The 23,384-nt window shown below is 75.1% G+C and carries 23 protein-coding genes and 1 pseudogene; 11 read left to right on the top strand and 13 right to left on the bottom strand.

The window, feature by feature from the left end:
• Together BLR12_RS20300 and BLR12_RS20295 are read right to left on the bottom strand one after the other, a co-directional pair.
• Positions 1-388, bottom strand: a pseudogene (locus BLR12_RS20300) (endonuclease); the annotation flags it as partial.
• A gap of 172 nt (positions 389-560) precedes the next feature.
• Positions 561-857 (bottom strand): hypothetical protein, encoded by a 297-nt coding sequence (locus tag BLR12_RS20295; RefSeq protein WP_091381909.1) that lies wholly within the window; start codon positions 855-857, stop codon positions 561-563.
• 220 nt (positions 858-1,077) lie between these two features.
• On the opposite strand from BLR12_RS20295, the gene BLR12_RS20290 reads away from it, so the two are divergent.
• Positions 1,078-1,281, top strand: a complete 204-nt coding sequence (locus BLR12_RS20290) for a cold-shock protein (protein WP_012948038.1) — start codon at positions 1,078-1,080, stop codon at positions 1,279-1,281.
• 66 nt (positions 1,282-1,347) lie between these two features.
• Here the strand turns inward: BLR12_RS20290 and BLR12_RS25385 are convergent, their stop codons facing one another.
• Positions 1,348-2,436, bottom strand: coding sequence for a hypothetical protein (locus tag BLR12_RS25385; protein ID WP_255363658.1), 1,089 nt, complete (start codon positions 2,434-2,436; stop codon positions 1,348-1,350).
• Positions 2,437-2,443: 7 nt separating this feature from the next.
• On the opposite strand from BLR12_RS25385, the gene BLR12_RS20280 reads away from it, so the two are divergent.
• From BLR12_RS20280 to msrB, 3 genes are read left to right on the top strand one after another with little or no spacing between them, the layout of a single operon-like run.
• Positions 2,444-3,199, top strand: coding sequence for a sensor histidine kinase (locus tag BLR12_RS20280; protein WP_218120762.1), 756 nt, complete (start codon positions 2,444-2,446; stop codon positions 3,197-3,199).
• The gene (locus tag BLR12_RS20275; RefSeq protein WP_091381905.1) at positions 3,196-3,852 is read left to right on the top strand and encodes a response regulator transcription factor; all 657 of its coding nucleotides are present in this window, start codon (positions 3,196-3,198) and stop codon (positions 3,850-3,852) included. The genes BLR12_RS20280 and BLR12_RS20275 overlap by 4 nt, the downstream gene beginning before the upstream one ends.
• A 32-nt stretch (positions 3,853-3,884) precedes the next feature.
• The gene (msrB, locus tag BLR12_RS20270; RefSeq protein WP_091381903.1) at positions 3,885-4,304 is read left to right on the top strand and encodes a peptide-methionine (R)-S-oxide reductase MsrB; all 420 of its coding nucleotides are present in this window, start codon (positions 3,885-3,887) and stop codon (positions 4,302-4,304) included.
• A 74-nt stretch (positions 4,305-4,378) separates the two neighbouring features.
• Here msrB and BLR12_RS20265 read toward each other — a convergent pair whose 3' ends face one another.
• The 4 genes from BLR12_RS20265 to hemE form a co-directional block, all read right to left on the bottom strand.
• Positions 4,379-4,852 carry a hypothetical protein gene (locus tag BLR12_RS20265; protein WP_091381901.1) on the bottom strand — a complete coding sequence of 158 codons (474 nt, stop codon included), beginning with the start codon at positions 4,850-4,852 and terminating at the stop codon, positions 4,379-4,381.
• A gap of 2 nt (positions 4,853-4,854) precedes the next feature.
• Positions 4,855-5,571 carry a hydrogen peroxide-dependent heme synthase gene (gene hemQ, locus BLR12_RS20260; protein ID WP_091381899.1) on the bottom strand — a complete coding sequence of 239 codons (717 nt, stop codon included), beginning with the start codon at positions 5,569-5,571 and terminating at the stop codon, positions 4,855-4,857.
• Positions 5,572-5,855: 284 nt separating this feature from the next.
• The gene (gene hemG, locus BLR12_RS20250) at positions 5,856-7,220 is read right to left on the bottom strand and encodes a protoporphyrinogen oxidase (RefSeq protein WP_091381894.1); all 1,365 of its coding nucleotides are present in this window, start codon (positions 7,218-7,220) and stop codon (positions 5,856-5,858) included.
• Positions 7,217-8,272 carry a uroporphyrinogen decarboxylase gene (gene hemE, locus BLR12_RS20245; protein WP_091381892.1) on the bottom strand — a complete coding sequence of 352 codons (1,056 nt, stop codon included), beginning with the start codon at positions 8,270-8,272 and terminating at the stop codon, positions 7,217-7,219. Before hemE ends, hemG begins: the two co-directional genes overlap by 4 nt.
• Positions 8,273-8,344: 72 nt before the next feature.
• Between hemE and BLR12_RS20240 the strand changes: the two genes are divergently transcribed.
• The 4 genes from BLR12_RS20240 to BLR12_RS20225 all read left to right on the top strand — a co-directional run bounded on the left by BLR12_RS20240 (position 8,345) and on the right by BLR12_RS20225 (position 13,855).
• Positions 8,345-8,977 (top strand): DUF3000 domain-containing protein, encoded by a 633-nt coding sequence (locus tag BLR12_RS20240; protein WP_218120761.1) that lies wholly within the window; start codon positions 8,345-8,347, stop codon positions 8,975-8,977.
• A gap of 113 nt (positions 8,978-9,090) precedes the next feature.
• Positions 9,091-10,335, top strand: a complete 1,245-nt coding sequence (locus tag BLR12_RS20235) for an HRDC domain-containing protein (RefSeq protein ID WP_091381986.1) — start codon at positions 9,091-9,093, stop codon at positions 10,333-10,335.
• A gap of 215 nt (positions 10,336-10,550) precedes the next feature.
• A complete protein-coding gene (locus tag BLR12_RS20230) occupies positions 10,551-11,774 on the top strand; it encodes a thiolase family protein (RefSeq protein WP_091381890.1) in 1,224 nt (407 codons plus the stop codon).
• A complete protein-coding gene (locus BLR12_RS20225) occupies positions 11,771-13,855 on the top strand; it encodes a 3-hydroxyacyl-CoA dehydrogenase NAD-binding domain-containing protein (RefSeq protein ID WP_218120760.1) in 2,085 nt (694 codons plus the stop codon). Before BLR12_RS20230 ends, BLR12_RS20225 begins: the two co-directional genes overlap by 4 nt.
• Positions 13,856-14,016: 161 nt before the next feature.
• Here the strand turns inward: BLR12_RS20225 and dxs are convergent, their stop codons facing one another.
• The 3 genes from dxs to BLR12_RS20210 form a co-directional block, all read right to left on the bottom strand.
• Entirely contained in the window at positions 14,017-15,933 is a 1,917-nt protein-coding gene (gene dxs / locus BLR12_RS20220; RefSeq protein ID WP_091381886.1) for a 1-deoxy-D-xylulose-5-phosphate synthase, read from the bottom strand.
• Positions 15,934-16,054: 121 nt separating this feature from the next.
• Positions 16,055-16,423, bottom strand: a complete 369-nt coding sequence (locus tag BLR12_RS20215) for a hypothetical protein (RefSeq protein ID WP_255363657.1) — start codon at positions 16,421-16,423, stop codon at positions 16,055-16,057.
• Between the two features lie 73 nt (positions 16,424-16,496).
• Positions 16,497-16,724, bottom strand: coding sequence for a DUF4177 domain-containing protein (locus BLR12_RS20210; RefSeq protein ID WP_091381883.1), 228 nt, complete (start codon positions 16,722-16,724; stop codon positions 16,497-16,499).
• Between the two features lie 190 nt (positions 16,725-16,914).
• Between BLR12_RS20210 and BLR12_RS20205 the strand changes: the two genes are divergently transcribed.
• Positions 16,915-17,619: a hypothetical protein gene (locus tag BLR12_RS20205; RefSeq protein WP_091381881.1), complete on the top strand. Its 705-nt coding sequence runs from the start codon at positions 16,915-16,917 to the stop codon at positions 17,617-17,619.
• 43 nt (positions 17,620-17,662) lie between these two features.
• Here BLR12_RS20205 and BLR12_RS20200 read toward each other — a convergent pair whose 3' ends face one another.
• From BLR12_RS20200 to BLR12_RS20190, 3 genes are all read right to left on the bottom strand, one after another.
• Complete coding sequence (locus BLR12_RS20200) at positions 17,663-18,370, bottom strand: response regulator transcription factor (RefSeq protein WP_143018821.1); 708 nt, start codon at positions 18,368-18,370, stop codon at positions 17,663-17,665.
• 148 nt (positions 18,371-18,518) lie between these two features.
• On the bottom strand, positions 18,519-19,835 hold the full coding sequence (locus BLR12_RS20195; RefSeq protein WP_091381877.1) for a class I SAM-dependent RNA methyltransferase: 1,317 nt from the start codon (positions 19,833-19,835) through the stop codon (positions 18,519-18,521).
• Positions 19,828-21,864, bottom strand: coding sequence for an APC family permease (locus tag BLR12_RS20190; RefSeq protein WP_091381875.1), 2,037 nt, complete (start codon positions 21,862-21,864; stop codon positions 19,828-19,830). The genes BLR12_RS20195 and BLR12_RS20190 overlap by 8 nt, the downstream gene beginning before the upstream one ends.
• A 154-nt stretch (positions 21,865-22,018) precedes the next feature.
• On the opposite strand from BLR12_RS20190, the gene BLR12_RS20185 reads away from it, so the two are divergent.
• Together BLR12_RS20185 and BLR12_RS20180 are read left to right on the top strand one after the other, a co-directional pair.
• Positions 22,019-22,687 carry a potassium channel family protein gene (locus BLR12_RS20185; RefSeq protein WP_091381873.1) on the top strand — a complete coding sequence of 223 codons (669 nt, stop codon included), beginning with the start codon at positions 22,019-22,021 and terminating at the stop codon, positions 22,685-22,687.
• Positions 22,688-22,712: 25 nt separating this feature from the next.
• Entirely contained in the window at positions 22,713-23,381 is a 669-nt protein-coding gene (locus BLR12_RS20180; protein ID WP_091381871.1) for a potassium channel family protein, read from the top strand.
• The last annotated feature ends 3 nt before the right edge of the window (positions 23,382-23,384 follow it).

Genomic DNA, 23,384 nt, shown 5'->3' with positions numbered 1-23,384 from the left:
CCAGGGCCGCGGGCTCGGCGACCTGGCCGAGCACCGCGGCCTGCTCGCCGGTCACCGCACCGGCGGCGAACGCCGCCGCCATCCCCGGCAGGTGCACCAGCGCCCGCCCGGCCCGCACCACCCGGGCGGCCTGGGCATCGGACAGGTGCCCGTGCCCGCGCAGCCAGGAGCCCATCGTCTTGAGCCCGTCGTGCTCCGCGGCGCCGGACACCTCGCACTCCCGCACCGTGCGCGCCACCTCCGCGGCGATCCGGTTCTGCGCCACCAGCAACGGACCCAACCGCTCCAGCAGCGCCGGGCCGAACAACGGAGCCAGATCCTCCGCAGCAAGGGCGTCCAGCGCCGAGGTCAACGCCTCGATCGCACCGCCCTCACCGTTCGAACACATGTACGAAGGATACCGACAGGCGCCAAGGTCGACAACCTGGATCCCCAGCTCAAAGGCTTGTCCACGGATGCGAGCGAGCTCTTGACGCCAGCCGCACGGCCAGTCCAGCCGAGGTCGCGCTGCGCGGCCCTGCAGCATCCCCGCAGGACGGGAACCGCGCCGGCAACGACCGTCAGCCGGCGAGCATGGCGGCCTTGAGACCGAGGTCGTGCACGGCGACCGCGGCGGCACCGCCCCGGCGGATGGCCCACGCCAGCGACACGGCGTCCGCCGGGCCGGGCCGCGGGCCCGTGCCGGTGACCAGCCGCCCGACCTCGTCGGCCGGGGCGCCCGCGCCGTCGGGCCGGAGGAACAGCCAGCCCTCCGACTCCAGCCGCTCGGCGAAGTCGGCCTCGAGGTCGGCCTCGGCGAGGTCCTCGACGTCGACGAGGGCGATCGGGTCGGTCAGCAGCGCAGTGGCGTCGTACACGGTGGGAGTCCGTTCCTCGTGGTGCCGGGTCCGTCCCGGCAGGAACGACGATCCGAGCCGGTCCGCAGGGAGCCGCCGAGGAAGCCGCAGGATCACCGCAAGATCGGTCGTGCCCGCCCCATCGCCCCGCGCGACCCCTCGGACGGCTATGGTCGTCTCCGTCGGGAAGGCCCTGCGCTATGGCAGGACCCCGATGCACCACCTCAGCTAGGAGCGAGCAATGCCCGAAGGAACTGTCAAGTGGTTCAACGCGGAGAAGGGGTTCGGCTTCGCCACCCCTGACGGTGGCGGACCGGATGTGTTCGTCCACTACTCGGCCATCCAGACCAGCGGGTACCGCTCGCTCGACGAAGGCCAGCGGATCTCGTTCGACATCGAGCAGGGCCAGAAGGGCCCGCAGGCGGCGAACGTCAACCCGCTCTGATCCCACGATCAGCACAGCGCCCCCGTCCGGCTCAGCCGGGCGGGGGCGCTGTCGTTCGTGGACCTTTCACCGCGCCCGAGGCACGTACCCCCCGATGAGCGCCGACATGAGCAGCGCGCCGTCGTCCGGGCCGACCGCCGCCGCCGCGTCGGCGAACGACCGCCAGCGGGCCCGCTCCACGTCGGTCGGCGCGTGCTCCGCCCGGGTCGTCAGCTGTTCGACCAGCCGGTCCCACTCCCCCTGCGGCGTCGGCCAGAGCCCGGCCAGCCGGCGGCCCTCCGCGGAGATGCCGGTGAACCGCACGATCTCGCCTGCGTAGTTCGTCAGCGCCTCCACGTAGCCGGCCGACACCAGCGCCCGCGCCGCCGCGGTCACCTCCGGCTTCGGCAGGCCGCTCGCCGGCACCACCTGCCCCAGGTACGGGTTGCCGCCGTACTCGGGACCGTCGACCAGGCGGGCGATCGCGCGCAGCACCGGCAGGTCGCGGGTGAACCAGACATCGGGCAGCGGGGCGTCCAGCGAAGTCACCGGGCCAGTCTCCGCCGCACGCGACGGCGCCCCGCCACCCGGGGTCACGGGGTGGCGGGGCGCTGACGAGGCGCAGGGAAGTCGTCCTCTAGTCGCGGGCCCGGTCAGCTCCGGACGCAGGGCCAGGACGACGCCGAGCGCTGCGTAGCCGACGAGCAGGTGACCCGCGGCGACGTAGGGCGACAGCGCCGGCAGCGCCTGGGCGATCGGGATGTTCACCGGCGCCCAGCTCTCCGCGCCCAGCGGCCACCAGCGCGCCGCCCCGGTCCAGCGGCCGGCGACGGCGATCCGGATGCCGATGGCGAACATGCCGAGCATCGACAGCGGCCAGAAGGCGTCCAGGGCCAGGAACCAGCCCTCCTCCCGGTACTCGGGCAGGAACGCGTAGCAGAGGGTCGAGACCATCGCGAGCCCCAGCAGCACGTGCTCGGCGTGCAGGAGGGAGCGCGCCAGGAGGCCGGTGCCGATGGCGCCGGTGCGCAGCTGCACCGCCACCAGGGCGACGAGGCCCAGCTGGAACAGGAACGACGTCATCTCGTGGGCGATCCCGGCCCAGCCCTCGGCGCCGCCGAAGCCGAAGGTCAGGATCCCGCCCGCCCAGGCGGTCGAGCCGGCGGCGACCATCACGCCGGCGGTGCGGACCGTCCGGGTGGACGCCGTGCGGGTCGCCCGCGACGAGCGGCTGCTGGCCGACGTCGTCCGGCAGGCCGCCGCCGCCGCGCGGGCCAGCGCGCTGGCCGCCGAGCTGCAGCACAGCCGCGAGCAGCTGGTCGCCGCGCGGGAGGAGGAGTGCCGCCGGCTGCGCCGGGACCTGCACGACGGGCTCGGGCCCGCGCTCGGCGCCGTCGTCCTGCGCATCGACACCGCCCGCAACCTGGCCGCCACCCGGCCCGAGGAGTCCGACCGGATACTGCGGCAGGTGCGCGGCGACGTCTCCGCGGCGCTCACCGACCTGCGCCGGCTGGTGCACGACCTGCGCCCACCGGCCCTCGACGACCTCGGGCTCGCCGGCGCCGTCCGCCAGCAGGCCGAGCGGCTGCTCGCCCCACGGGTGGCGGTGACCGTCGAGGCCGGCGACGTCGCCGACCTGCCCGCCGCGGTGGAGGTCGCCGCCTACCGGATCACCTCCGAGGCGCTGGCCAACGTGGCGAGGCACGCGTCGGCCTCGCGGGTGCGCGTCTGCCTGGAGCGGGAGGACGGCGGCGCGCTCGGGGTCACGGTCGCCGACGACGGGGTGGGCATCGCGCCCGGCGCCCCGGCCGGCGTGGGGCTGGTGTCGCTGCGCGAGCGGGCCGCGGAGCTCGGCGGCCGCTGCGCCGTGGAGTGCCCCGCGACCGGCGGCACGGTGGTGCGGGCGGTGCTACCCACGGACGGAGGAGGCACACGGTGACGGAGCCCGAGGAGCCACTCCGGGTGCTGGTCATCGACGACCACCCGGTCTACCGCGACGGCCTGGCCGTGCTGCTCGGCTCGGTGCCCGGGCTGGCCGTCGTCGGCACCGCGGCGGACGGCGCGGCCGCGGTCGACCTCGCCCGCGAGGAGCAGCCCGACGTCGTGGTCATGGACGTGCAGATGCCGGTCCTCGACGGGATCGAGGCCACCCGGCGGATCACCGGCGAGTCGCCGTCGGTCGGCGTCGTCGTGCTGACCATGAGCGAGGACGACGGGACGGTGTTCGCCGCCGTCCGCGCCGGGGCCCGCGACTACCTGCTGAAGGGCGCCGACCAGGAGGAGGTGGTCCGCGCGATCACCACCGTCGCCGGCGGCGGCGCGGTGTTCGGCGCGGCGCTCGCGCGGCGGATCGCGGAGTTCTTCGCCGCCGGGCCCAGCGGGCCGGAGACCGCCTTCCCGCAGCTGACCGCCCGCGAGCGGGAGGTGCTCGACCTGGTCGCGGCCGGGCGGTCGAACGCGCAGATCGCCGCGGCGCTGTACCTGTCGCCGAAGACGGTGCGCAACAACGTGTCCAACGTGCTGACGAAGCTGCAGGTCACCGACCGGGCGCAGGCGATCGTGCGGGCGCGCGAGGCGGGCCTGGGGCGCTGAGCCGGGCGCGGGCGGGTCGTACCGTTGAGCGCATGACCACGTCCGCGCAGAACCAGCCGAAGGTGACCAAGTCCGACGAGGAGTGGCGGGCGCAGCTGTCGCCGGAGGAGTACGCCGTCCTCCGTCAGGCCGGCACCGAGCGGCCCTGGACCGGGGAGTACGCCGACACGAAGACCCAGGGCGTCTACACCTGCCGCGCCTGCGGGGCCGAGCTGTTCCGGTCGGAGACGAAGTTCGACTCGCACTGCGGCTGGCCGTCGTTCTACGAGGCCTCGGCCGAGGACAACGTGGTGCTCCGCGAGGACCGCAGCCACGGCATGGTCCGCACCGAGGTCCTCTGCGGCACCTGCCACAGCCACCTCGGGCACCTCTTCGACGACGCCCCGCAGACGCCGACCGGGGACCGCTACTGCATCAACTCGGTGAGCATCCGCCTCGAGCCCGCGCAGTAGCCGACTCCTGGGGCGCTCCCGTGCTCCCGGGGTCCTGCCGGACCCCTGCAGCGCCCGGAACGCCCCCGGAGCGGTCACGGCCGGGCCGCCGCGGCGAGCACCGGCGCCAGCCGCCGCCAGCGGTGCTGCCGCCAGCGGAAGAAACCGGCCGCCACGGCGGACACGGGTCCCGTCAGCGCCCCGGCGCCGATCTCGATCTCGTCGGTGTAGCAGCACCGGTCGGCCCCCGTCGGCTCGACGGTGATCCGGTGCCGCCAGACCCGCACCGGGCCGCCGTGCTCCTCGGTGCGCGCGGACATCGCCGCGTCGTCGAGGACCTCGACGACCACCGTGTGCCGCGAGACGGGCAGCAGCCCGAGGACCAGCAGCCAGGTGGTCACCGTCTCGCCCTGCCGCCAGGGCCGGCGCCGGCGCTCGAGCGCCGGCATGCGCAGCAGCGGGGCGGCGACGTGCACGAGTGCGGCCGGCGACCCCAGGGCGCGCCAGACGACGTCCGCCGGCGCGTCGAGCGTGCAGGTACGCCGGACGGTCCGCAGTGGACCCGCCATCCCTACGGCAGGTCGTTGACCAGCTCGGCGACCGGCTTGCGGACGCCGGTGTAGAACGGCACCTCCTCGCGGACGTGCCGGCGGGCGCGGCTGGCCCGCAGGTCCCGCATCAGGTCGACGATGCGGTGCAGCTCGTCGGCCTCGAAGGCCAGCATCCACTCGTAGTCGCCGAGCGCGAACGAGGCGACGGTGTTGGCCCGCACGTCCGGGTAGGGCCGGGCCTGCATGCCGTGCTCCTTGAGCATGTCCCGCCGCTCCTCGCCGGGCAGCAGGTACCACTCGTAGGACCGCACGAACGGGTAGACGCAGGCGTAGCGGCGCGGCTCCTCGTCGGCCAGGAACGCCGGGATGTGGCTGCGGTTGAACTCCGCCGGCCGGTGCAGCGCCATCTGCGACCAGACCGGGTCCAGGTGCCGGCCGAGCTGGGTGCGGCGCAGCCGGGTGTAGGCCTCCTGCAGCCCCTCCGGCGTCGAGGAGTGCCACCAGACCATGAGGTCGGCGTCGGCCCGCAGGCCGCTGACGTCGTAGGTCCCGCGGACGACGACGTCCTTGTGCGCGAGCTCTGCGACCAACTCCGCCACCTCGTCGGCGATCAGGTTGCGGCCCTCGTCGCCCAGCGGGCGGGCCAGCCGGAACACCGACCACATCGTGTAGCGGATGGTGGCGTTCAACTCGTTCGCCCGCTTGCCGATGCTGCGCTGGTCGGTCTGCTCGCTCATGGGCCCATCATCCCCCGCGGCGCCGGGACGCCGCCGCCCACCCGACCGGGGTCGGGTGGGCGGCGGCAAGTGTCAGCGGGTCGCCGAGGCGGTGTCCCGCTGACCCCGGGCGGACGCGGCGTGCGCGTCGCGGCAGTCCCCGCAGGCGGCCATCCAGACGTGGTGGCGCAGGCAGCGGGCGGGTCGGAGGACGGGTCGGGTGGAGTGGTGCACGGAACTCACTGGAGGCTCAACGACCGCGCCCCGGCCGGCATGCCCGGGCCGCTCCGTGTCGTCGGCCACCACTACAGCAGCGCGTCGACGGCGTGCTGCGCGTCGCGGATGCAGGCCGGCACGCCGACCCCGCGGAACGCCGCCCCGGCGATCGCCAGCCCCGGGACGGCGCTGACGGCCTCCCGGACGGCGTCCACCCGGCCCTGGTGGCCGACCAGGTACTGCGGCAGACCGCCGCCCCAGCGGACGACGCGGGTGGCCACCGGCTCCGGCCGCGACAGCCCGAGCAGGTCGGCGACGTCGGCGACCACGGCCGCGGCGAGGTCGTCGTCGTCGCGCTGCAGCTCGTGCTCGGCGCGGAACCGGCCGACCGACGAGCGCACCAGCAGGTGCCCGCCGGCCAGGTGCGGCCACTTCCGCGAGGAGACGGTCACGCCCTTGACCAGCCGGCCGGTCACCGGCGGCACCAGCAGCCCGGACCCGGCGGCGACCTCCTGGTCCGGGAAGGCCATCGCGACGACGGCCATCGACGCGTACGGGATGCCTTGCAGCGGCTCGACCGCGCCGGGCGCCACCGATGCCAGCAGCCGGGCGGCCTTGGGTGCCGGTGCGGTCACCAGGACGGCGTCCGCGGTCAGCCGCTCGGGGGCGTTCGCCCGGCCGACCGAGAGCTCGAAGCCGGCCGCCGTCCGGGTCAGGCCGTGCGCCGGGCAGCGCAGCCGGACGTCGGCGCGCGAGGCGGCGACCAGGGCGGCGGGCAGCGAGCCGATGCCGTCGGCGACGGTGACGAACACCGGCGCGTCGGGGTCGAAGCGGCTGCGGGCGCCGGCGTCGCGGGCGGCGGCGGCCGCGCCGAGCACCGAGCCGGCGGCCGGCAGCTGCGCGGCCAGCTGCGGCATCGTCGCGACCAGCGACAGCTCGTCGGCCCGCCCGGCGTAGACGCCGCCGAGCAGCGGCTCGACCAGCCGGTCGACGACCTCGTCGCCGAGCCGCTCGCGCAGCAGGGCGCCGACCGCGACGTCGCCGTCCCAGGTCAGCGGCGGCAGCTGCGCCTCGGCGGCCACCCGGGCGACGCCGTCCGGGGTCAGGATCCCCTCCAGCCCGTCGGCCGACGCCGGGACGCCGAGCACGGTGCCGGCCGGGAGCGGGTGCCGGCCGTCGGGCAGCACGACCGCGGCCTGCGTGGTGGCCGGCGCGACCAGCCGGTCGGCCAGGCCCAGCCGCTCGACCAGCCGCACCGCCTCGGGCACCCGCGCCAGCATCGCCTCGGGGCCGGTGTCGTACCAGTGCCCGGCCAGCTCGACGCGGTCCAGCTTGCCGCCGACCCGGTCACCGGCCTCGAGGACGACGATCTCGTCGTCCGGGCGCCGCTGCCGCCACTCGAACGCGGCGGCCAGGCCGGTGATCCCGGCCCCGACGACGACGAGCCGGCTCATCGTGCGCTGAGCTCGTGCACCAGCTCGACGACGGAGGTGAGCACGCCCGGGTCGGTGTCGGGCAGCACGCCGTGGCCCAGGTTGAACACGTGCCCGCGCGCGGCCCGGCCCTGCTCCACCACGCGCCGCACCTCGCGGTCGACGGTGGCGCGGTCGGCCAGCAGGACGGCGGGGTCGAGGTTGCCCTGCAGCGAGCGCCCCGGGCCCACCCGGCGGGCGGCCTCGTCCAGCGGCACCCGCCAGTCGACGCCCACGACGTCGGCGCCGGCGTCGCCGATCAGCGGCAGCAGCTCGCCGGTGCCGACGCCGAAGTGGACCTTCGGCACGTCCCGGTCGCCGAGGGCGTCGAACACCGCGCGCGAGTGCGGCAGCACCCGCTCCGCGTAGTCGGCGGCCGAGAGCACCCCGGCCCAGGAGTCGAAGAGCTGGACCGCGGAGGCGCCGGCGTCCACCTGGGTGTTCAGGAACGTCGCCGCGGAGACCGCCAGCCGGTCCAGCAGCCGGCCCCACGCCTCGGGCTCGGCGTACATGAAGGCCTTGGTGCGGGCGTGCTCCTTGGAGGGGCCGCCCTCGATCAGGTAGGTCGCCAGGGTGAACGGCGCGCCGGCGAACCCGATCAGCGGCGTGGCCCCGAGCTCGCCGACCAGCCGGCGGACGGCGGTCGCGAGGAAGGCCAGCCGGTCGGGCTCCAGGGGCGGCAGCGCGTCGACGTCGGCGACGCTGCGGACCGGCTGGGCGATCACCGGGCCGACGCCGGGCTTGATGTCGATGTCGACGCCCGCGACCACCAGCGGCAGCACGATGTCGGAGAAGAGGATCGCGGCGTCCACCCCGTGCCGGCGCACCGGCTGGAGGGTGATCTCGGTGACCAGGTCCGGGTCCTGGCAGGCCTCGAGCATCCGGGTGCCCTCCCGCAGCGCGCGGTACTCCGGCAGCGAGCGGCCGGCCTGGCGCATGAACCACACCGGGGTGCGCCGCACCGGCAGGCCGCGGGCGGCCCGGACCAGGTCCGAGTCGGCGGGAGAGGACGTCGGCGCGGGTTCGGCGGTCACGACGTCCCATCCTCCCAGAACCCGTGCGGCGCGTCGGCGGCACGGGGCGGTCGCGCGACCTACCCTGCGAACGTGGAGCCTTCCAGCCTGGCCGGTGCCGGGCACGGCGCCGGGGACCGCCCGGGTGGCGAGCCGCCGGAGGAGTTCCGCGCTGCCCTGGAGGCGCTGGCCGGCGTGACCGCCCGCCCGGAGATCCTGCTGGAGGCCATCCCCGCCCCGCAGCGGCTCGCCCCGCACGCGTACGCGGTGGGCGCGCTGGTCACCGAGCCCGACGGCGACGAGGACGTCGAGGTCGCCAACGGCCGGTTCATCGTGCTGCACGACCCGGCCGGCCACGAGGCCTGGGCGGGCACCACCCGCTGCGTCGGCTACCTCTCGGCGACCACCGACGAGCACATGGTCGACGACGCGATGTTCTCCGAGGTCGCCTGGAGCTGGCTGACCGACGCGCTCGAGGAGTGCGGCGCCACCTCGCACGCCCTCGGCGGCACCGTCACCCGCACCGCCTCCACGCGGTTCGGCGAGCTGGCCGGACCCGAGCACACCGTCGACGTCGAGATCCGCGCGTCCTGGACGGCGGAGGACAGCAACCTCGACCGGCACCTCACCGCCTGGCTCGACGTCCTCGGCAGCGCGGCCGGGCTGCCACCCCCCGGCGTCCGGCTGCTGGGTCCCTCCGGCCCGGCGGACGACGGGACTCCGTAACATCGGTGTCCCGGGGGTGCGACACCCCCACGCCGGCGCCCCCTCCCCGCGGGGCCTGCTGCGGCACGGCGCGCTGTACCGACTGTCGAGACGGGCGAAGAGGTGGACCAGCCCTGAGCACCGAGCCCATCCCGGCCTCCGACCCCACCCCGGACGACGAGCCGACCGCCGTCCCGCTGCTCGCTCCGCGTGACGGGCTGCCCCCGGTCGTCGAGACCTCCACCGCACTGGTCCGGTACGCCGAGGCGCTGGCCGCCGGCACCGGTCCGGTCGCCGTGGACGCCGAGCGCGCCTCCGGCTACCGCTACGGCCAGCGCGCCTACCTGGTGCAGCTGCGCCGCGCCGGGGCCGGCACCGGGCTGATCGACCCGATCCCGCTGCCGGACCTGTCGGTGGTCCAGGACGCGATCGCCGACGCCGAGTGGGTGCTGCACGCGGCCAACCAGGACCTGCCGTGCCTCGCCGAGATCGGCCTGGTCCCCTCGCGGGTCTTCGACACCGAGCTCGCCGCCCGGCTGGCCGGCCTGCCGCGGGTGGGCCTGGGCGCGGTCGTCGAGTCGCTGCTGGGCTACTCCCTGCAGAAGGGCCACTCCGCCGCCGACTGGAGCACCCGCCCGCTGCCGGAGGAGTGGCTGGTCTACGCCGCCCTGGACGTCGAGGTGCTCGTCGACCTGCGCGACGCGCTGGCGGCCATCCTCGAGGAGCAGGGCAAGACCGAGTGGGCGCGGCAGGAGTTCGCCGCGATCCTCGCCGCCGGGCCGCCCGCGCCCAAGGCCGACCCGTGGCGGCGGACGTCGGGGGTGCACGGCCTGCGCAACCGCCGCCAGCTGGGGATGCTGCGCTCGCTGTGGCAGGCCCGGGACGAGCTGGCCCGCCGCCGTGACATCGCCCCCGGGCGGGTGCTGCCCGACGCGGCGATGGTGTCCGCGGTGCAGGCCGACCCGCGCACCGAGGCCGCGCTGCTGGAGCTGCCGGTCTTCCGCGGCCGGGCCAACCGCAAGCTGGTCGGCACCTGGTTCGGGGCGCTGGCCCGCGGCCGGGCGCTGCCGGAGGCCGACCTGCCGCTGCACAGCCGGCCCGGTGACGGCCCGCCGCCGGTGAACCGCTGGGCCGACCGCGACCCCGCGGCCGCCACCCGGCTGCAGGCCGCCCGCGCCGGGCTCGCCCAGCTGGCCACGACGCACGACCTGCCGGTGGAGAACCTGGTCTCCCCCGACCTCGTGCGCCGGCTGATGTGGACCCCGCCCGAGCCCCGCGACGCCGGCACGGTGGCCGCCGCACTGCGGGCCGGCGGCGCGCGCGAGTGGCAGGTCGAGCTGACCGGCGTCCTGCTGGCCGACGCCCTGAACCGCGCCTAGACCGGGCCCCCACGCTCCGGGGGTCCCCTCGCACAGCCCCCGAGCGAGATCGGCGGTCTCGTGGCGATCAGCGCCTGATGACCACGAGACCGCCGATCTCGCCGTCCCGGGGGCTGCCCCCGCGGAGTGACGTGCCGCGCTTGGAACCCCGGTTACCGGCGGGTAACTTCGGCGGTGCCGCGCCGTACCGGCCGGCACCGAACTGCGGAGGTCCTGTGTCATCTCGAGAGCGGCGGCCACGCCCGCTGCGTGAGGTCGTCTTCGTCGACGGCGTCCGCACCCCCTTCGGCAAGGCCGGCCCGAAGGGCGTCTACGCCGAGACCCGCGCCGACGACCTCGTCGTCCGGGTCATCCGCGAGCTGCTGCGCCGCAACCCGGCCCTGCCGGCCGACCGCGTCGACGAGGTGGCCATCGCCGCCACCACCCAGGTCGGCGACCAGGGCCTCACCCTCGGCCGGACCGCCGCGCTGCTGGCCGGGTTGCCGACGTCGGTCCCCGGCTACTCGATCGACCGCATGTGCGCCGGCGCCATGACCGCGGTGACCACCACGGCCAGCGGCATCGCCTTCGGCGCCTACGACGTCGCCATCGCCGGCGGGGTCGAGCACATGGGCCGGCACCCGATGGGCGAGGGCGCCGACCCGAACCCCCGCTTCTTCAGCGAGGAGCTGGTCGACGAGTCAGCCCTCGTCATGGGGGCGACGGCGGAGAACCTGCACGACCGCTTCCCGCACCTGACCAGGGAGCGGGCCGACGCGTTCGCCCTGGCCAGCCAGCAGAAGTACGCCAAGGCCGTCGCCAACGGGCAGATCGGCCCGGAGCTGGTGACCGTGGCGACCCGCTCGGCCGAGCACGGCTGGGGGGTCGCGACCGTCGACGAGCCGCCGCGGCCGAACACCACCCTCGAGGGCCTGGCGTCGCTCAAGACGCCGTTCCGCCCGCACGGGCACGTGACCGCGGGGAACGCCGCCGGCCTGAACGACGGCGCCACCGGCTGCCTGCTGGCCGCCGAGGACGTCGCCCAGGAACTCGGCCTGGACATCGGCATGCGGCTGGTCGGCTACGGCTTCGTCGGCGTCGAGCCCGAGGTGATGGGCGTCGGTCCGGTGCCCTCGACCGAGCGCGCACTGGCCCGCACCGGGCTCACGATCGAGGACATCGGGCTGTTCGAGCTCAACGAGGCCTTCGCCGTCCAGGTGCTGGCCTTCCTCGACCACTTCGGCATCGCCGACGACGACGAGCGCGTCAACCCCTGGGGCGGCGCCATCGCCGTCGGCCACCCGCTGGCCTCCTCCGGCGTCCGGCTGATGACCCAGCTGTCGCGGCAGTTCGCCGAGCGGCCCGATGTCCGCTACGGCCTGACCGCCATGTGCGTGGGCCTCGGCATGGGCGCCACCGTGATCTGGGAGAACCCGAACTGGGAATGTGCGGCCACGTGACTGCTGTCTTCGAGAACGAGGTCGTGACCCGGGCGTTGGTCCGGTTCCTCGCCCTCCCGGGGCTGTCGGGTGAGTTCGCGCTCATCACCCTCGACAACGGGCACGACCACACCCGCCCGTCGACGTTCGGCCCCGGCGGGCTGGCGTCGCTGGACGCCGCCCTGGACGAGATCGCCGCCCGCTCCCCCGCCCCCGTGGCGATCGGCGTGACCGGCAAGCCGTTCGTCTTCGCGGTGGGTGCGGACCTCTCGGGCGTCCCGGCGATCACCGACGCCGCCATGGCGCGGGAGATCGCCGAGACGGGCCACCGCGTGTTCCGCCGGCTCGAGGACTCCCCGGTCCCGACGTTCGCCTTCGTCAACGGTGTCGCGCTCGGCGGCGGCCTGGAGCTGGCGCTGCACTGCCGGTACCGGACGATCGCCTCGACGGCGATGGTCGCCTTCCCCGAGGTCTTCCTCGGCCTGGTGCCCGGCTGGGGCGGCACCCAGCTGCTGCCGAACCTGATCGGCATCGACCCGGCCGTCACGGTCGTCGTCGAGAACGCGCTGGCGCAGAACAGGATGACGCCGGCGCCGAAGGCGGCGGAGCTCGGCATCGCCGACGCCGTCCTGGAGCCCGCGGACTTCCTGGAGCGGTCGCTCGAGTGGGCGGTCGGCGTGCTCGGTGGCGACGTGACCGTGACGCGTCCCGACGTCGACCGGTCGGCGTGGGACGACGCCATCGCCCGGGCGAAGGCGATCGTCGCCGGCCGCACCCGGAACGCCTCCCCGGGGGCCGTCCGGGCCGTGGAGCTGCTCGACCTGGCGCGCAACGGCGTGGTGGGCGACGCGTTCACGGCCGGTACCGCGGCCGAGGACGACGCCCTGACCGAGCTGCTGATGAGCGACCCGCTGCGGGCCTCGCTCTACTCGTTCGACCTGGTGAACAAGCGGGCCAAGCGCCCGGCCGGCGCGCCGGACAGGTCGCTGGCCCGGAAGGTCACCAAGGTCGGGGTGGTCGGGGCGGGTCTGATGGCCTCGCAGCTGGCGATGCTGTTCGTGCGCCAGCTCGAGGTGCCGGTCGTGCTGACCGACATCGACCAGGCCCGCGTCGACAAGGGCGTGGCCTACGTGCACGGCGAGCTGGACCAGCTCGCGCAGCGCGGCCGGCTGCACCCCGACGCCCTCAACCGGCTCAAGGGCCTGGTCACCGGCTCGCTGTCCAAGGACGCCTTCGCCGACGCCGACCTCGTCATCGAGGCCGTGTTCGAGGAGATGTCGGTCAAGCAGCAGGTGTTCGCCGAGGTCGAGGCGGTCGTCTCGCCCGAGTGCGTGCTGGCGACCAACACCTCGGCGCTCTCGGTGACCGAGATGGCCTCCAAGCTCGAGCACCCGGAGCGGGTCGTCGGCCTGCACTTCTTCAACCCGGTCGCGGTGCTGCCGCTGCTGGAGGTCGTGCGCGCCGAGCAGACCGACGACGCGACGCTGGCGACCGCCTTCGCCATCGGCAAGAAGCTGAGGAAGAGCTGCGTGCTCGTCGCGGACGCCCCGGCGTTCGTGGTCAACCGGCTGCTCACCCGCTTCCTCGGCGAGGTCACCGCGTCGGTGGAGCAGGGCACCCCGGTCGCGGTCGCCGACCGCGCGCTGGACCCGCTCGGCCTGCCGATGACGCCGTTCGAGCTGCTCACGCTCGTCGGCCCGCCGGTGGCGCTGCACGTGGCCGAGCGCATGCACGAGGCCTTCCCCGACCGGTTCTCCGTCGGCGAGGGGCTCAAGAAGATGGTCGAGCTGGGCAGGTCGTCGGTGTACAGCGAGCCGGGCGTCGTCGACCCCGACCTCGTGGGCATCGACGCCGGCGACTCCCCGCTCACCGAGGAGCAGGTGCGCGAGCGGGCCGTCGAGGCCCTGGCGCAGGAGATCCGGCTGATGCTGGACGAGGGCGTCGTGCAGGCCGCGCAGGACATCGACCTGTGCATGCTGCTCGGTGCGGGCTGGCCGTTCTGGCTGGGCGGCATCACCGCCCACCTCGACCGCACCGGCGTCTCGGAGCGGGTCACCGGCTCCCGGTTCCTCCCGCGCGGGGTGGCCAGCCTCCCGGCCTGACGGCTCACCGGTGATCAGCTGAGCTGATCGACCCGGGTCCTGGCTCACGACCGGTGGTGAGCCAGGACCCGGAACGGTGAGCCAGCACGCCGGTGGTCGCCGGTGGTCAGCGGAACGTGCGGGTGAGGCTCTCCATCGTCCGGTTCACCGGATCTCGGCGATCACGGCCGCTCCTCGACCGCCTCGGCGACGCTGCCCTCGGTGCGCTCGGCGAGCACCGCGGTCCACTCCGCGATCCGGCGGGCGACGTCCTGCTCGGTGAGGCCGGCGTCGGCCAGCACCTGGCCGACGCTGCCGTGCTCGAGGAAGGCCTGCGGCAGGCCGAGGGCCCGCAGCGGGACGTCTATGCCGCGGTCCTGCAGCGCCTGGGTCAGCGTGGTGCCCACGCCACCGGCCCGGCCGCCGTCCTCGACGGTGACCACCAGCCGGTGGCCGGCCGCCAGGTCGACCAGCTCGCTCGAGACCGGCAGCACCCAGCGCGGGTCGACGACCGTGACGTCGATGCCGTGGTCGGCGGCCCGCTCGGCGGCGGCCAGGCACATCGGCACCATCGAGCCGACGGCCACCAGCAGCACCTCCCGGCGCTCGCCGCGACGGAGCACGTCGACCGGGCCGCGCCGCTCCAGCGCGGGGATGTCGACCGGCGGGGTGCCCTTGGGGAAGCGGACCACGCTCGGCCCGTCGGACACCTCGAGCGCCTCGCGCAGCGCCTCGCGCAGGGTCGGCTCGTCGCGCGGGGCGGCCAGGTGCACGCCGGGGACGACGGACAGGATCGACATGTCCCACATGCCGTTGTGCGAGGCGCCGTCGCTGCCGGTCACCCCGGCCCGGTCCAGGACGACGGTCACCGGCTGGCGGTGCAGCGCGACGTCCATCAGCAGCTGGTCGAAGGCCCGGTTGAGGAAGGTCGAGTAGACCGCGACCACCGGGTGCATCCCGCCCATCGCCAGGCCCGCGGCCGAGGTGAGCGCGTGCTGCTCGGCGATGCCGACGTCGTAGGTGCGGTCGGGGAACCGCTCGGCGAAGGCGGCCAGCCCGGTCGGGTGCAGCATGGCCGCGGTGATCGCGACGACGTCGGAGCGCTCGGCCCCGATCCGCACCAGCTCGTCGGAGAAGGCCGTCGTCCAGTCGCGGCCGGCGGCCGTGGTGCTCGCCCCGCTGTCGGGGTCGAAGACCCCGGTGGCGTGCCAGGCGTCGATCTGGTCGGTCTCGGCCGGCGGGTAGCCGAAGCCCTTGGTGGTGACGGCGTGCACGATGACCGGCCCGCCGAAGGACCGGGCCCGGCGCAGCGCGGACTCCATCGCCCGGACGTCGTGGCCGTCGACCGGGCCGATGTACTTGAGGCCGAGGTCCTCGAACATGCCCTGGGGCGACAGGACGTCCTTGAGGCCCTTCTTGATGGCGTGCAGCGCGTCGTAGAGCGCCGAGCCCACCACCGGGGCGCGGTTGAGCGTGTGCCGCACCTGCAGCAGCGCCTGCTCGTAGCCGGGGCGCAGCCGGAGGGTGGCCAGCGCGTCGGCGACCCCGCCGATGGTCGGCGAGTAGGAGCGGCCGTTGTCGTTGACGACGATGACCACCGGGCGGTCCTGGGCGCCGGCGATGTTGTTCAGCGCCTCCCAGGCCATGCCGCCGGTGAGCGCGCCGTCGCCGATGACGGCGACCACGGGGCGGTCCTCCCCGCGGACGGCGAAGGCCTTGGCCAGCCCGTCGGCGTAGGACAGCGACGTCGACGCGTGGCTGTTCTCCACCCAGTCGTGCTCGCTCTCGGCGCGGCTCGGGTAACCGGACAGGCCGCCGCGCTGGCGCAGCCGACGGAAGTCCTCGACCCGGCCGGTGAGCATCTTGTGCACGTAGCTCTGGTGACCGGTGTCGAAGACGATCGGCTCGCGCGGGGAGTCGAACACCCGGTGCAGGGCGATGGTCAGCTCCACCGCACCGAGGTTGGGCCCGAGGTGCCCGCCGGTCCGGGCGACGCTGGTGACCAGCGCGTCGCGGATCTCGGCGGCCAGGACCGGCAGCTGCTCGGCCGGGAGGGCCTTGAGGTCGTCGGGGGTGTGGAGCGATCGCAGGAGCGACACGAGGGGGTGCGTCCTCTCCATCGGCGGCGGGAGCGGCGTCGCTACGGCCGCCGGCCAACTGTAGACGCGTGCGCGTGGCTCTTCCGGTCGAGCGAGGGACGCCGGACGACCACAGAGCCGCTCACAGCCGCGGCACCCAGCGCTCCCCCCGCAGGGCACCGGCCACCGCCTCGACCCCCCGGGCCGCCGACCGCAGCCGCGCGCCCTCCCGCTCGTAGGCCGCGATCGCCGCCTCCATCGCGTCGGCCGGCAGGTCGTCGGCGAGCTCCACGCGGACCGTGCGCCAGCCCTCCCGCGCGGCCTCCAGCCCGGCGGAGACGTGGTCGCGGGCGAAGCGGGCGAGCAGCACCGGGTAGCGCCGCAGCACCTCGTGCGCCCGGTAGTCCGGCGGCACCAGGTCGAACAGCCAGGCGACGGCGGTCAGCTCCCAGTCGGGCGCACCGGGCGGCCGCACGGCAGCAGGCCAGCCCGGGGGCAGCGACGCGTCCACCGCACCAGTCTGCCGCATCGGTCGAACGGGTGTTCGACGGCACTCCCCGCCGCGTCCGCGCGGGGCCGTGCCCTCAGGAGGTCGGCCGCTTGAGCCAGAACTGCTCGAAGCCCCAGGTGCCCGCGCCGCTGGAGTGGTAGTTCACCAGCTCCCAGCCCTCGCTGCCGAGCCGGTTGAGCACCGAGCTGGTGTCACCGGCCTGGCGCTCCAGCGGCCCGCCGGGGAGCTTGACGCTCACCCCAGCGCGCTGCGACTCCGCGTCGTTGGCCGTGATGACCGAGGCGTACTCCCAGGTGGTCACGGTCGGAACGGTAGCCGGTCGTGCAGTTCACACCCGTATCGGCCGATCCCGTCCCGACCGGACCCTTCCGTCACGGCGCCACCCGGGCTACCGTCACGTGGCGCGCCTGACCGAGTGCTCTGCGTGTGCAGCTCCGGTCGATGGTCGCCCCGCTCTCCACCAGCCCGCACCCGCCGAGGGGACCGCCTGCATGCTCCGCCCGACCCGCACCGAGGGCTCCCGCGCCTCCCGGACCGCCACCACCGCCCTGGGCATGCTGTCGTTCATCGGCATGGCCGCGGGGCTCGGTGCCGTGGCGGCCGACGACGGCGGGGTCCCCGGGCCGGGCACCGTCGCGGCGCACAGCACCGTCGACGCCACGGCCAGCGGTGTCGGGGCGTCCGTGCGGGCCGGCGAGGTCGGGGACGCCGTGCGCGCCGGCGAGGTCGGCGACGCCGTCCGCGCTCCCGGATCCGGGAGCCGGGCACCCGCGCCGGGCACCTCCCCCGCCGCGCCGCTCCCCCGGGACACCGGCAGCCCCACCGCCGCGGCCGAGGTGCCGGTGCCCGTGGGCACGACCGCTCCCTCGCCGGGACAGCGACGGCCGGAGCTGCCGGCTGCGGCGCCGGTCCCGGCTCCCGTGGACGCCCCGGCTCCGGCGGAGACGCCGGCCGGCCGGGCGGCGACCCCCGCCCCGTCCTCCGCGGCTGCGTCGTCGGCCGCGGTCCCCGAGGTGCCCGTCGCCGTCCCCGAGCCGGCCGCGGTGGCCGCCGTCCCGCAGGCCGTGCCCTCGACCGAGCCCGCCCCCACTCCGCCGACGGAGGAGGCGCGCCCCTCGAGCGAGCCGGAGGACGAGGACGACGAGGACGACGAGGACGACGAGCCCCGCGAGCGGGGCAGGAAGGGCCGGGACTGACCCGGTCGTCCGGCACGCCGGCACCGGGACGTCGCCGGTGCGGTCAGGCCGCGGCGGAGCTCAGCAGTCCCAGCTGCTGGGCCTTCACGACCGCCTCGAGCTGGGAGTGGACGCCGAGCTTGGTGTACAGCGCCTTCGCGTAGCCGCGGCAGGTCTCCAGGGTGATCCCCAGGACCCGGGCGATGGCCTTGATGTGCATCCCGCTGCCCAGGCAGTCGAGCACCTCCTGCTCCCGGCGGGTCAGCTGCGGGCGGACTCCGCTCTCCGGCGCCGGTCGGGTGCCGTCGGACGGTGCGGTGGCGAACGTGGAGGGGGCGATGAGCATCTGGCCGGCCCGCACGCGGGTGAGGACGTCGAGCATCTCGGCCAGTGAGCCCTCCTTCGGGATGAACGCGGACGCACCGGCCTGGGTGGCGCGCACCACCCACTCCGGGTCGCGGTGGTCGCTGACCACCGCGACGACGGTGAACGGCGCCACCTCACGCAGCCGACGGGTCGCGGCCAGCCCGTCCTGCCGCGGCATCTGGATGTCCATCACCACGACGTCCGGCTGCAGTTCCTGGGCCATGGCGACGGCCCGGGCGGCGGAGTACGCCGTCCCGAGCACGGCCATCCCGGCGGTCTTCAGGGCGCCGGCGAGCAGTTCGGCGAACGCGCGGTGGTCGTCGACGACCAGCACGCGCAGCGCCGCACGGACGGCGGGCCGATCGAGCTGGCCGCGCTGGTCGGACCGGTCGAGGGCGAGTGTCACGGGGGTCTCCAGGTGTGGCCTCGATGGCGGGGACTCCCGCCGACGACCACGACCCTGGCTGCCCGATCGCAGGGTCACCGCGACGGATGCGCAAGGACCGCGCAAGATCGTCGGGCCGGTGCCCCGTGGGATGACCGCGGGCCGACGACTAGGACGGGGCCCGGACGAGCAGCGCCACGCACTCCACGTGCGCGGTCATCGGGAAGGCGTCGAACCCGCGCAGCCCGGCCAGCCGATAGCCGCCCCCGGCGAAGGCGGCGACGTCCCGCGCCAGTGACGCCGGGTCGCAGGCGACGTAGACGACCGCGCGCGGCCCGGCCCCGGCCAGCACCCGGCTCACCGCCGCCCCGGCACCGGCCCGCGGCGGGTCGAGGACGACGACGTCGGGGGCGCCGCCGAGCTCGGCGAGCAGCTCGGTCAGCCCCTCGGCGTCCACCTCGCCCTGCCAGACCTCGGCCTGGGGCAGCGCGGCCAGGTTGACCTCGGCGGCGGCGCAGGCGGCCTCGTCGGCCTCCACGCAGACCACCCGTCCCCGGTCCCCGGCGGCGGGGGCGAGCACCCCGCCGAACAGGCCGGCCCCGGCGTAGAGGTCCAGCACCGTCTCCCCCGCCCGCACGGCGGCGAACCCGGCCACGGCCTCGGTCAGCGCGTCGGCGGCGGCCGGGTGCACCTGCCAGAAGCCGGTGCCCTCGACCTCCCAGTCGCGCCCGGCGGCCGAGCGCGCGGCCCGGCCGGCAGGCTCCGTGCCGTCGTCCCACCCGCGCCCGTCCTCGCCGGCGCGCGTCACCCGCGTCGACTGCGGCCGGCCCCGCCGGTCCAGCCGGGTCGTCGTCACGGTGCCCGCCGAGTCGACGGCGACGTCCACCGCCCCGGCGCCGTGCCAGCGGCGGTCCAGCACGGCGCGCGCGGCCGGCTCCACGGTGATCGGGCAGTCGTCGAGCACCACCAGGTCGTGCGAGCGGTGCCGGCGCAGGCCGGGCGCCCCGGCGCGGTCGACGGCGAACCGGGCGCGGGTGCGCCAGCGCAACGGGCCACCGGGCAGCGCCTCGACGGCGAGGTCGCGCACCAGGGCGTCGTCGTCGGAGAGCCCGGCCAGCCGGGTGAGCTGCTCGCGGACCACCGCCGCCTTGAGCCGCAGCTGCCCCTCGTGCCGCACGTGCTGCCAGTCGCAGCCGCCGCAGCGTCCCGGGCCGCTGTACGGGCAGGGCCGCGGCACCCGGTCGGGCGCGGCCTCGAGCACCTCGACGGCGTCGGCCCGGCAGAAACCGGGCTGGCGGTCCTCGGTCACCCGGACGACGACCCGCTCGCCGGGCAGCGTGTGCCGCACGAACACGACCCGCCCCTCGTGCCGGGCCACGCAGTGCCCGCCGTGGGCCACCGGGCCGACAGTCACCTCGAACTCCCGCCCGGTCCACCCGCCCCCGCGGTCCGGGTGCGCAGCCGGCCGGCGGCGCCGCTCAGCCATACGGGGGGCCCTCGGGCTCGTCGGCCAGGCCGCGGCGCAGGTCACCGGGCGCGGGGCCGGTCGCCCGCAGGCCGGCGTCCTCCCGCCCGACCGAGCTCTCCAGCTGCCACGGCACCGAGGTGATCATCACCCCCGGCTGGAACTGCAGCCGGGCGCGCAGCCGCAGGGCGCTCTGGTTGTGCAGCAGGTTCTCCCACCAGTGGCCGACCACGTACTGCGGCACGAAGACGACCACCAGCTCGCGCGGGCTGTCGCGGCGGATCGACTTCACGAAGTCCACGACCGGCCGGGTGATCTCCCGGTACGGCGACTCCACCACCGTCAGCGGCACGGGGATGTCGTAGCGGTCCCACTGGGTCTGCAGCGCCCGGGTCTCGGCGTCGTCCACGTTGACCGTGAGCGCGGTCAGGTGGTCCGGCCGGGTGGCGCGGGCGAAGGCCAGCGCCCGCAGCGTCGGCTTGTGGACCTTGGAGACGAGCACGACCGCGTGCACCTTGCTCGGCAGCATCCGGGAGTCGGTGTCGGGCACCAGCTGCTCGGCCACGTGCGAGTAGTGCTTGTTGATCGCCCTCATCACCACGAACAGGATGGGCATCGCCACGAGCACCAGCCAGGCACCGCGGGTGAACTTGGTGACGACGATGATCGTCAGCACCACCGTGGTCAGGCTGCCGCCGACGAAGTTGATCGCCTGCGACCGGCGGATGCGCCGGCGCTCCGCGGAGGCGGTCTGCGACTGCAGCTCCCGGTTCCAGTGCCGCACCATGCCCCACTGGCCGATCGAGAACGCCGTGAAGACGCCCAGGATGTAGAGCTGGATCAGCCGGGTGACGTCGGCGTCGAAGGTGACGATCAGCAGGGCGGCGAACCCGGCCAGCAGCACGATGCCGTTGCTGTAGACCAGCTTGTCGCCGCGGGTGTGCAGCTGGCGGGGCAGGAAGCGGTCCTGGGCGAGCACCGAGCCCAGCAGCGGGAACCCGTTGAAGGCCGTGTTGGCGGCCAGGATGAGCACCAGGGCGGTCGCCGCCTGGACGTAGAAGAACCCGGGCGAGGTGTCCCCGCCGAAGGTCGCGGCGGCGAGCTGGGCGATGACCGTCCGCTGCGGCTCGGTCTCGCAGGCGGTGAACCCCTCCAGGTCACAAGGGAACTCGGTGTAGCGGACGTCGGCCAGGATCGCCAGCGCGGTGACGCCGGAGAACATGGTCGCCGCGATGCCGCCCATCAGCGCGAGCGTGGTGGCGGCGTTGCGGCTCTTGGGCGGCTTGAACGCCGGGACGCCGTTGGCGATGGCCTCCACCCCGGTGAGCGCGGTACAGCCGGAGGCGAAGGCGCGCAGTGCGAAGAACAGCAGCGCCAGACCGGTCACCTGCTCGTACCCCGGCTCCGGGGTGACCGAGTACGCGGCGCTCTCGGCGGTGATGCCGTCGCCGAAGAAGTGCCGCAGCAGTCCGGTGACGACCAGCACCATGATGCCGGAGATGAACAGGTACGCCGGGAGGGCGAAGGTGCGCCCGGACTCCCGCACCCCGCGCAGGTTCGCCGCGGCGAGCAGCGCGACCAGGCCCACGGCGATGGCGACCCGGTGCTCGTCCAGGTCCGGGAACGCCGAGATGATGTTGTCGGTGCCCGCCGACACCGACACCGACACGGTGAGCACGTAGTCGACCAGCAGCGCGCTGGCCACCACCAGACCGGCGAACTGCCCGTGGTTCTTGATCGCGACCTCGTAGTCGCCCCCGCCGGACGGGTACGCGCGCACGACCTGCCGGTAGGACAGGACCACCGTGACCAGCAGCACGACGACGCCGATCGCCAGCCAGGGCGTCAGGAAGAGGAACGCCGTCCCCGCGAGGGTGAGCACGATGAGGATCTCCTGCGTGGCGTAGGCCACGGAGGAGAGCGGGTCGCTGGCGAAGATCGGCAGCGCCAGGCGCTTGGGCAGCAGGGACTCCCCGAGCCGGTCGCTGCGCACGGGGCGGCCCAGGACCAGGCGCTTCGGGAGTTGTCCGAGGTCGGACAGGGTCGGCACGGCGGCGATGGTACGGACGCCGGGACCCCCCGCGCCCCCGCCCGGGAGGGTGAGTTGCGGCGCGGTCCGGGGCGCGGCCAGGTGTAGCTTCGCGGCCGGACACGCGCGGGCGGACGGCGTCCGTGCACCGCACTCTGGAGCTTGGGAGAACCCCGTGCACGTGGTCGTGATGGGCTGCGGCCGCGTCGGGTCGGCGATCGCCCGCCGGCTGGAGGACGTCGGCCACAGCGTGGCCGTGATCGACCAGGACCCGGAGGCGTTCCGCCGGCTGGGCCCGGACTTCGCCGGGCGGCAGGTCACCGGCCTGGGCTTCGACCGCCAGACCCTGCTCGACGCCGGCATCGACTCCGCCGGCGCCTTCGCCGCGGTGAGCAGCGGCGACAACTCCAACATCATCAGCGCGCGGGTCGCCCGCGAGACCTTCGGCGTCCAGCACGTCGTGGCCCGCATCTACGACTCCAAGCGCGCCGAGGTCTACGAGCGGATGGGCATCCCGAGCGTCGCCACCGTCCCCTGGACGGTGAACCGGCTGCTGCGCGAGCTGCTCTCGGTCAAGGTCAGCGAGCTGTGGCGCGAGCCGACCGGGCAGGTGCTGCTCATGCGGGTGACCGTCACCGAGCCGTGGGTGGGCCGGAAGCTGGCCGACCTGGAGGCCGCCTCCGGGGCGCGGGCCGCGTGGCTGGTCCGCTACGGCGACGCCCAGCTGCCCACGCCGGCCACCGTGCTGCAGGACGGCGACCAGCTGGTCGTCGCCTCGACCGACGCGATCACGCAGCGGGTGCACCAGGTGGTCGAGCAGGGCCCCACGGGAGAGGGACACTGATGCGCGCGGCACGAGGGGACCGGGCATGAGAGTCGCCATCGTGGGCGCGGGTGCCGTGGGGCGCTCGATCGCCGGGGAACTGCTCTCCAACGGGCACACCGTGATGCTCATCGAGAAGGACGGCCGCAAGGTCCGCACCCGCGCGGTGCCCGGCGCCGAGTGGGTGCAGGCCGACGCGTGCGAGGTCAGCTCCCTGGAGGAGGCGCAGCTGGCCACCTGCGACGTGGTGGTCGCCGCCACCGGTGACGACAAGGCCAACCTGGTCGTCTCCCTGCTGGCCAAGACCGAGTTCGCGGTCAACCGCGTCGTCGCCCGGGTCAAGGACCCGCGCAACGAGTGGCTCTACACCGAGGCCTGGGGCGTCGACGTCGCGGTCTCCACGCCGCGGGTGCTCGCCGCCCTGGTCGAGGAGGCGGTGACCGTCGGCGACGTCGTCCGGCTGATGAGCTTCCGCAAGGGCGCGGCCAACCTGGTGGAGATCACCCTCGACGAGGACACCCCGTGGGCCGGCAAGCCGCTGCGCGAGGTGCCGCTGCCGCGGGAGACGGTGCTGACCGCCATCCTGCGCGGCGACCGGGTGATCACGCCGAGCCCGGACGAGCCGCTCGAGGTCGGTGACGAGCTGCTGTTCGTCACCCACGCCGACGTCGAGGAGCAGCTGCAGCAGGTGCTCTCCCCCGAGCCCTCGCTGTAGGCG

The sequence above is a fragment of the Geodermatophilus sp. DSM 45219 genome (assembly GCF_900104025.1).
Lineage (GTDB): Bacteria > Actinomycetota > Actinomycetes > Mycobacteriales > Geodermatophilaceae > Geodermatophilus.
This window is presented reverse-complemented; position numbering and strand designations above follow the sequence as displayed.

What these genes read in the sequence shown, in the direction of transcription:
- BLR12_RS20290 (WP_012948038.1), top strand. Translation starts at nt 1,078, where the DNA reads ATGCCCGAAGGAACTGTCAAGTGGTTCAACGCGGAGAAGGGGTTCGGC.
- msrB (WP_091381903.1), top strand. Translation starts at nt 3,885, where the DNA reads ATGACCACGTCCGCGCAGAACCAGCCGAAGGTGACCAAGTCCGACGAG.
- BLR12_RS20265 (WP_091381901.1), bottom strand. Translation starts at nt 4,852, where the DNA reads ATGGCGGGTCCACTGCGGACCGTCCGGCGTACCTGCACGCTCGACGCG.
- hemQ (WP_091381899.1), bottom strand. Translation starts at nt 5,571, where the DNA reads ATGAGCGAGCAGACCGACCAGCGCAGCATCGGCAAGCGGGCGAACGAG.
- hemG (WP_091381894.1), bottom strand. Translation starts at nt 7,220, where the DNA reads ATGAGCCGGCTCGTCGTCGTCGGGGCCGGGATCACCGGCCTGGCCGCC.
- BLR12_RS20205 (WP_091381881.1), top strand. Translation starts at nt 16,915, where the DNA reads ATGCTCCGCCCGACCCGCACCGAGGGCTCCCGCGCCTCCCGGACCGCC.
- BLR12_RS20195 (WP_091381877.1), bottom strand. Translation starts at nt 19,835, where the DNA reads ATGGCTGAGCGGCGCCGCCGGCCGGCTGCGCACCCGGACCGCGGGGGC.
- BLR12_RS20180 (WP_091381871.1), top strand. Translation starts at nt 22,713, where the DNA reads ATGAGAGTCGCCATCGTGGGCGCGGGTGCCGTGGGGCGCTCGATCGCC.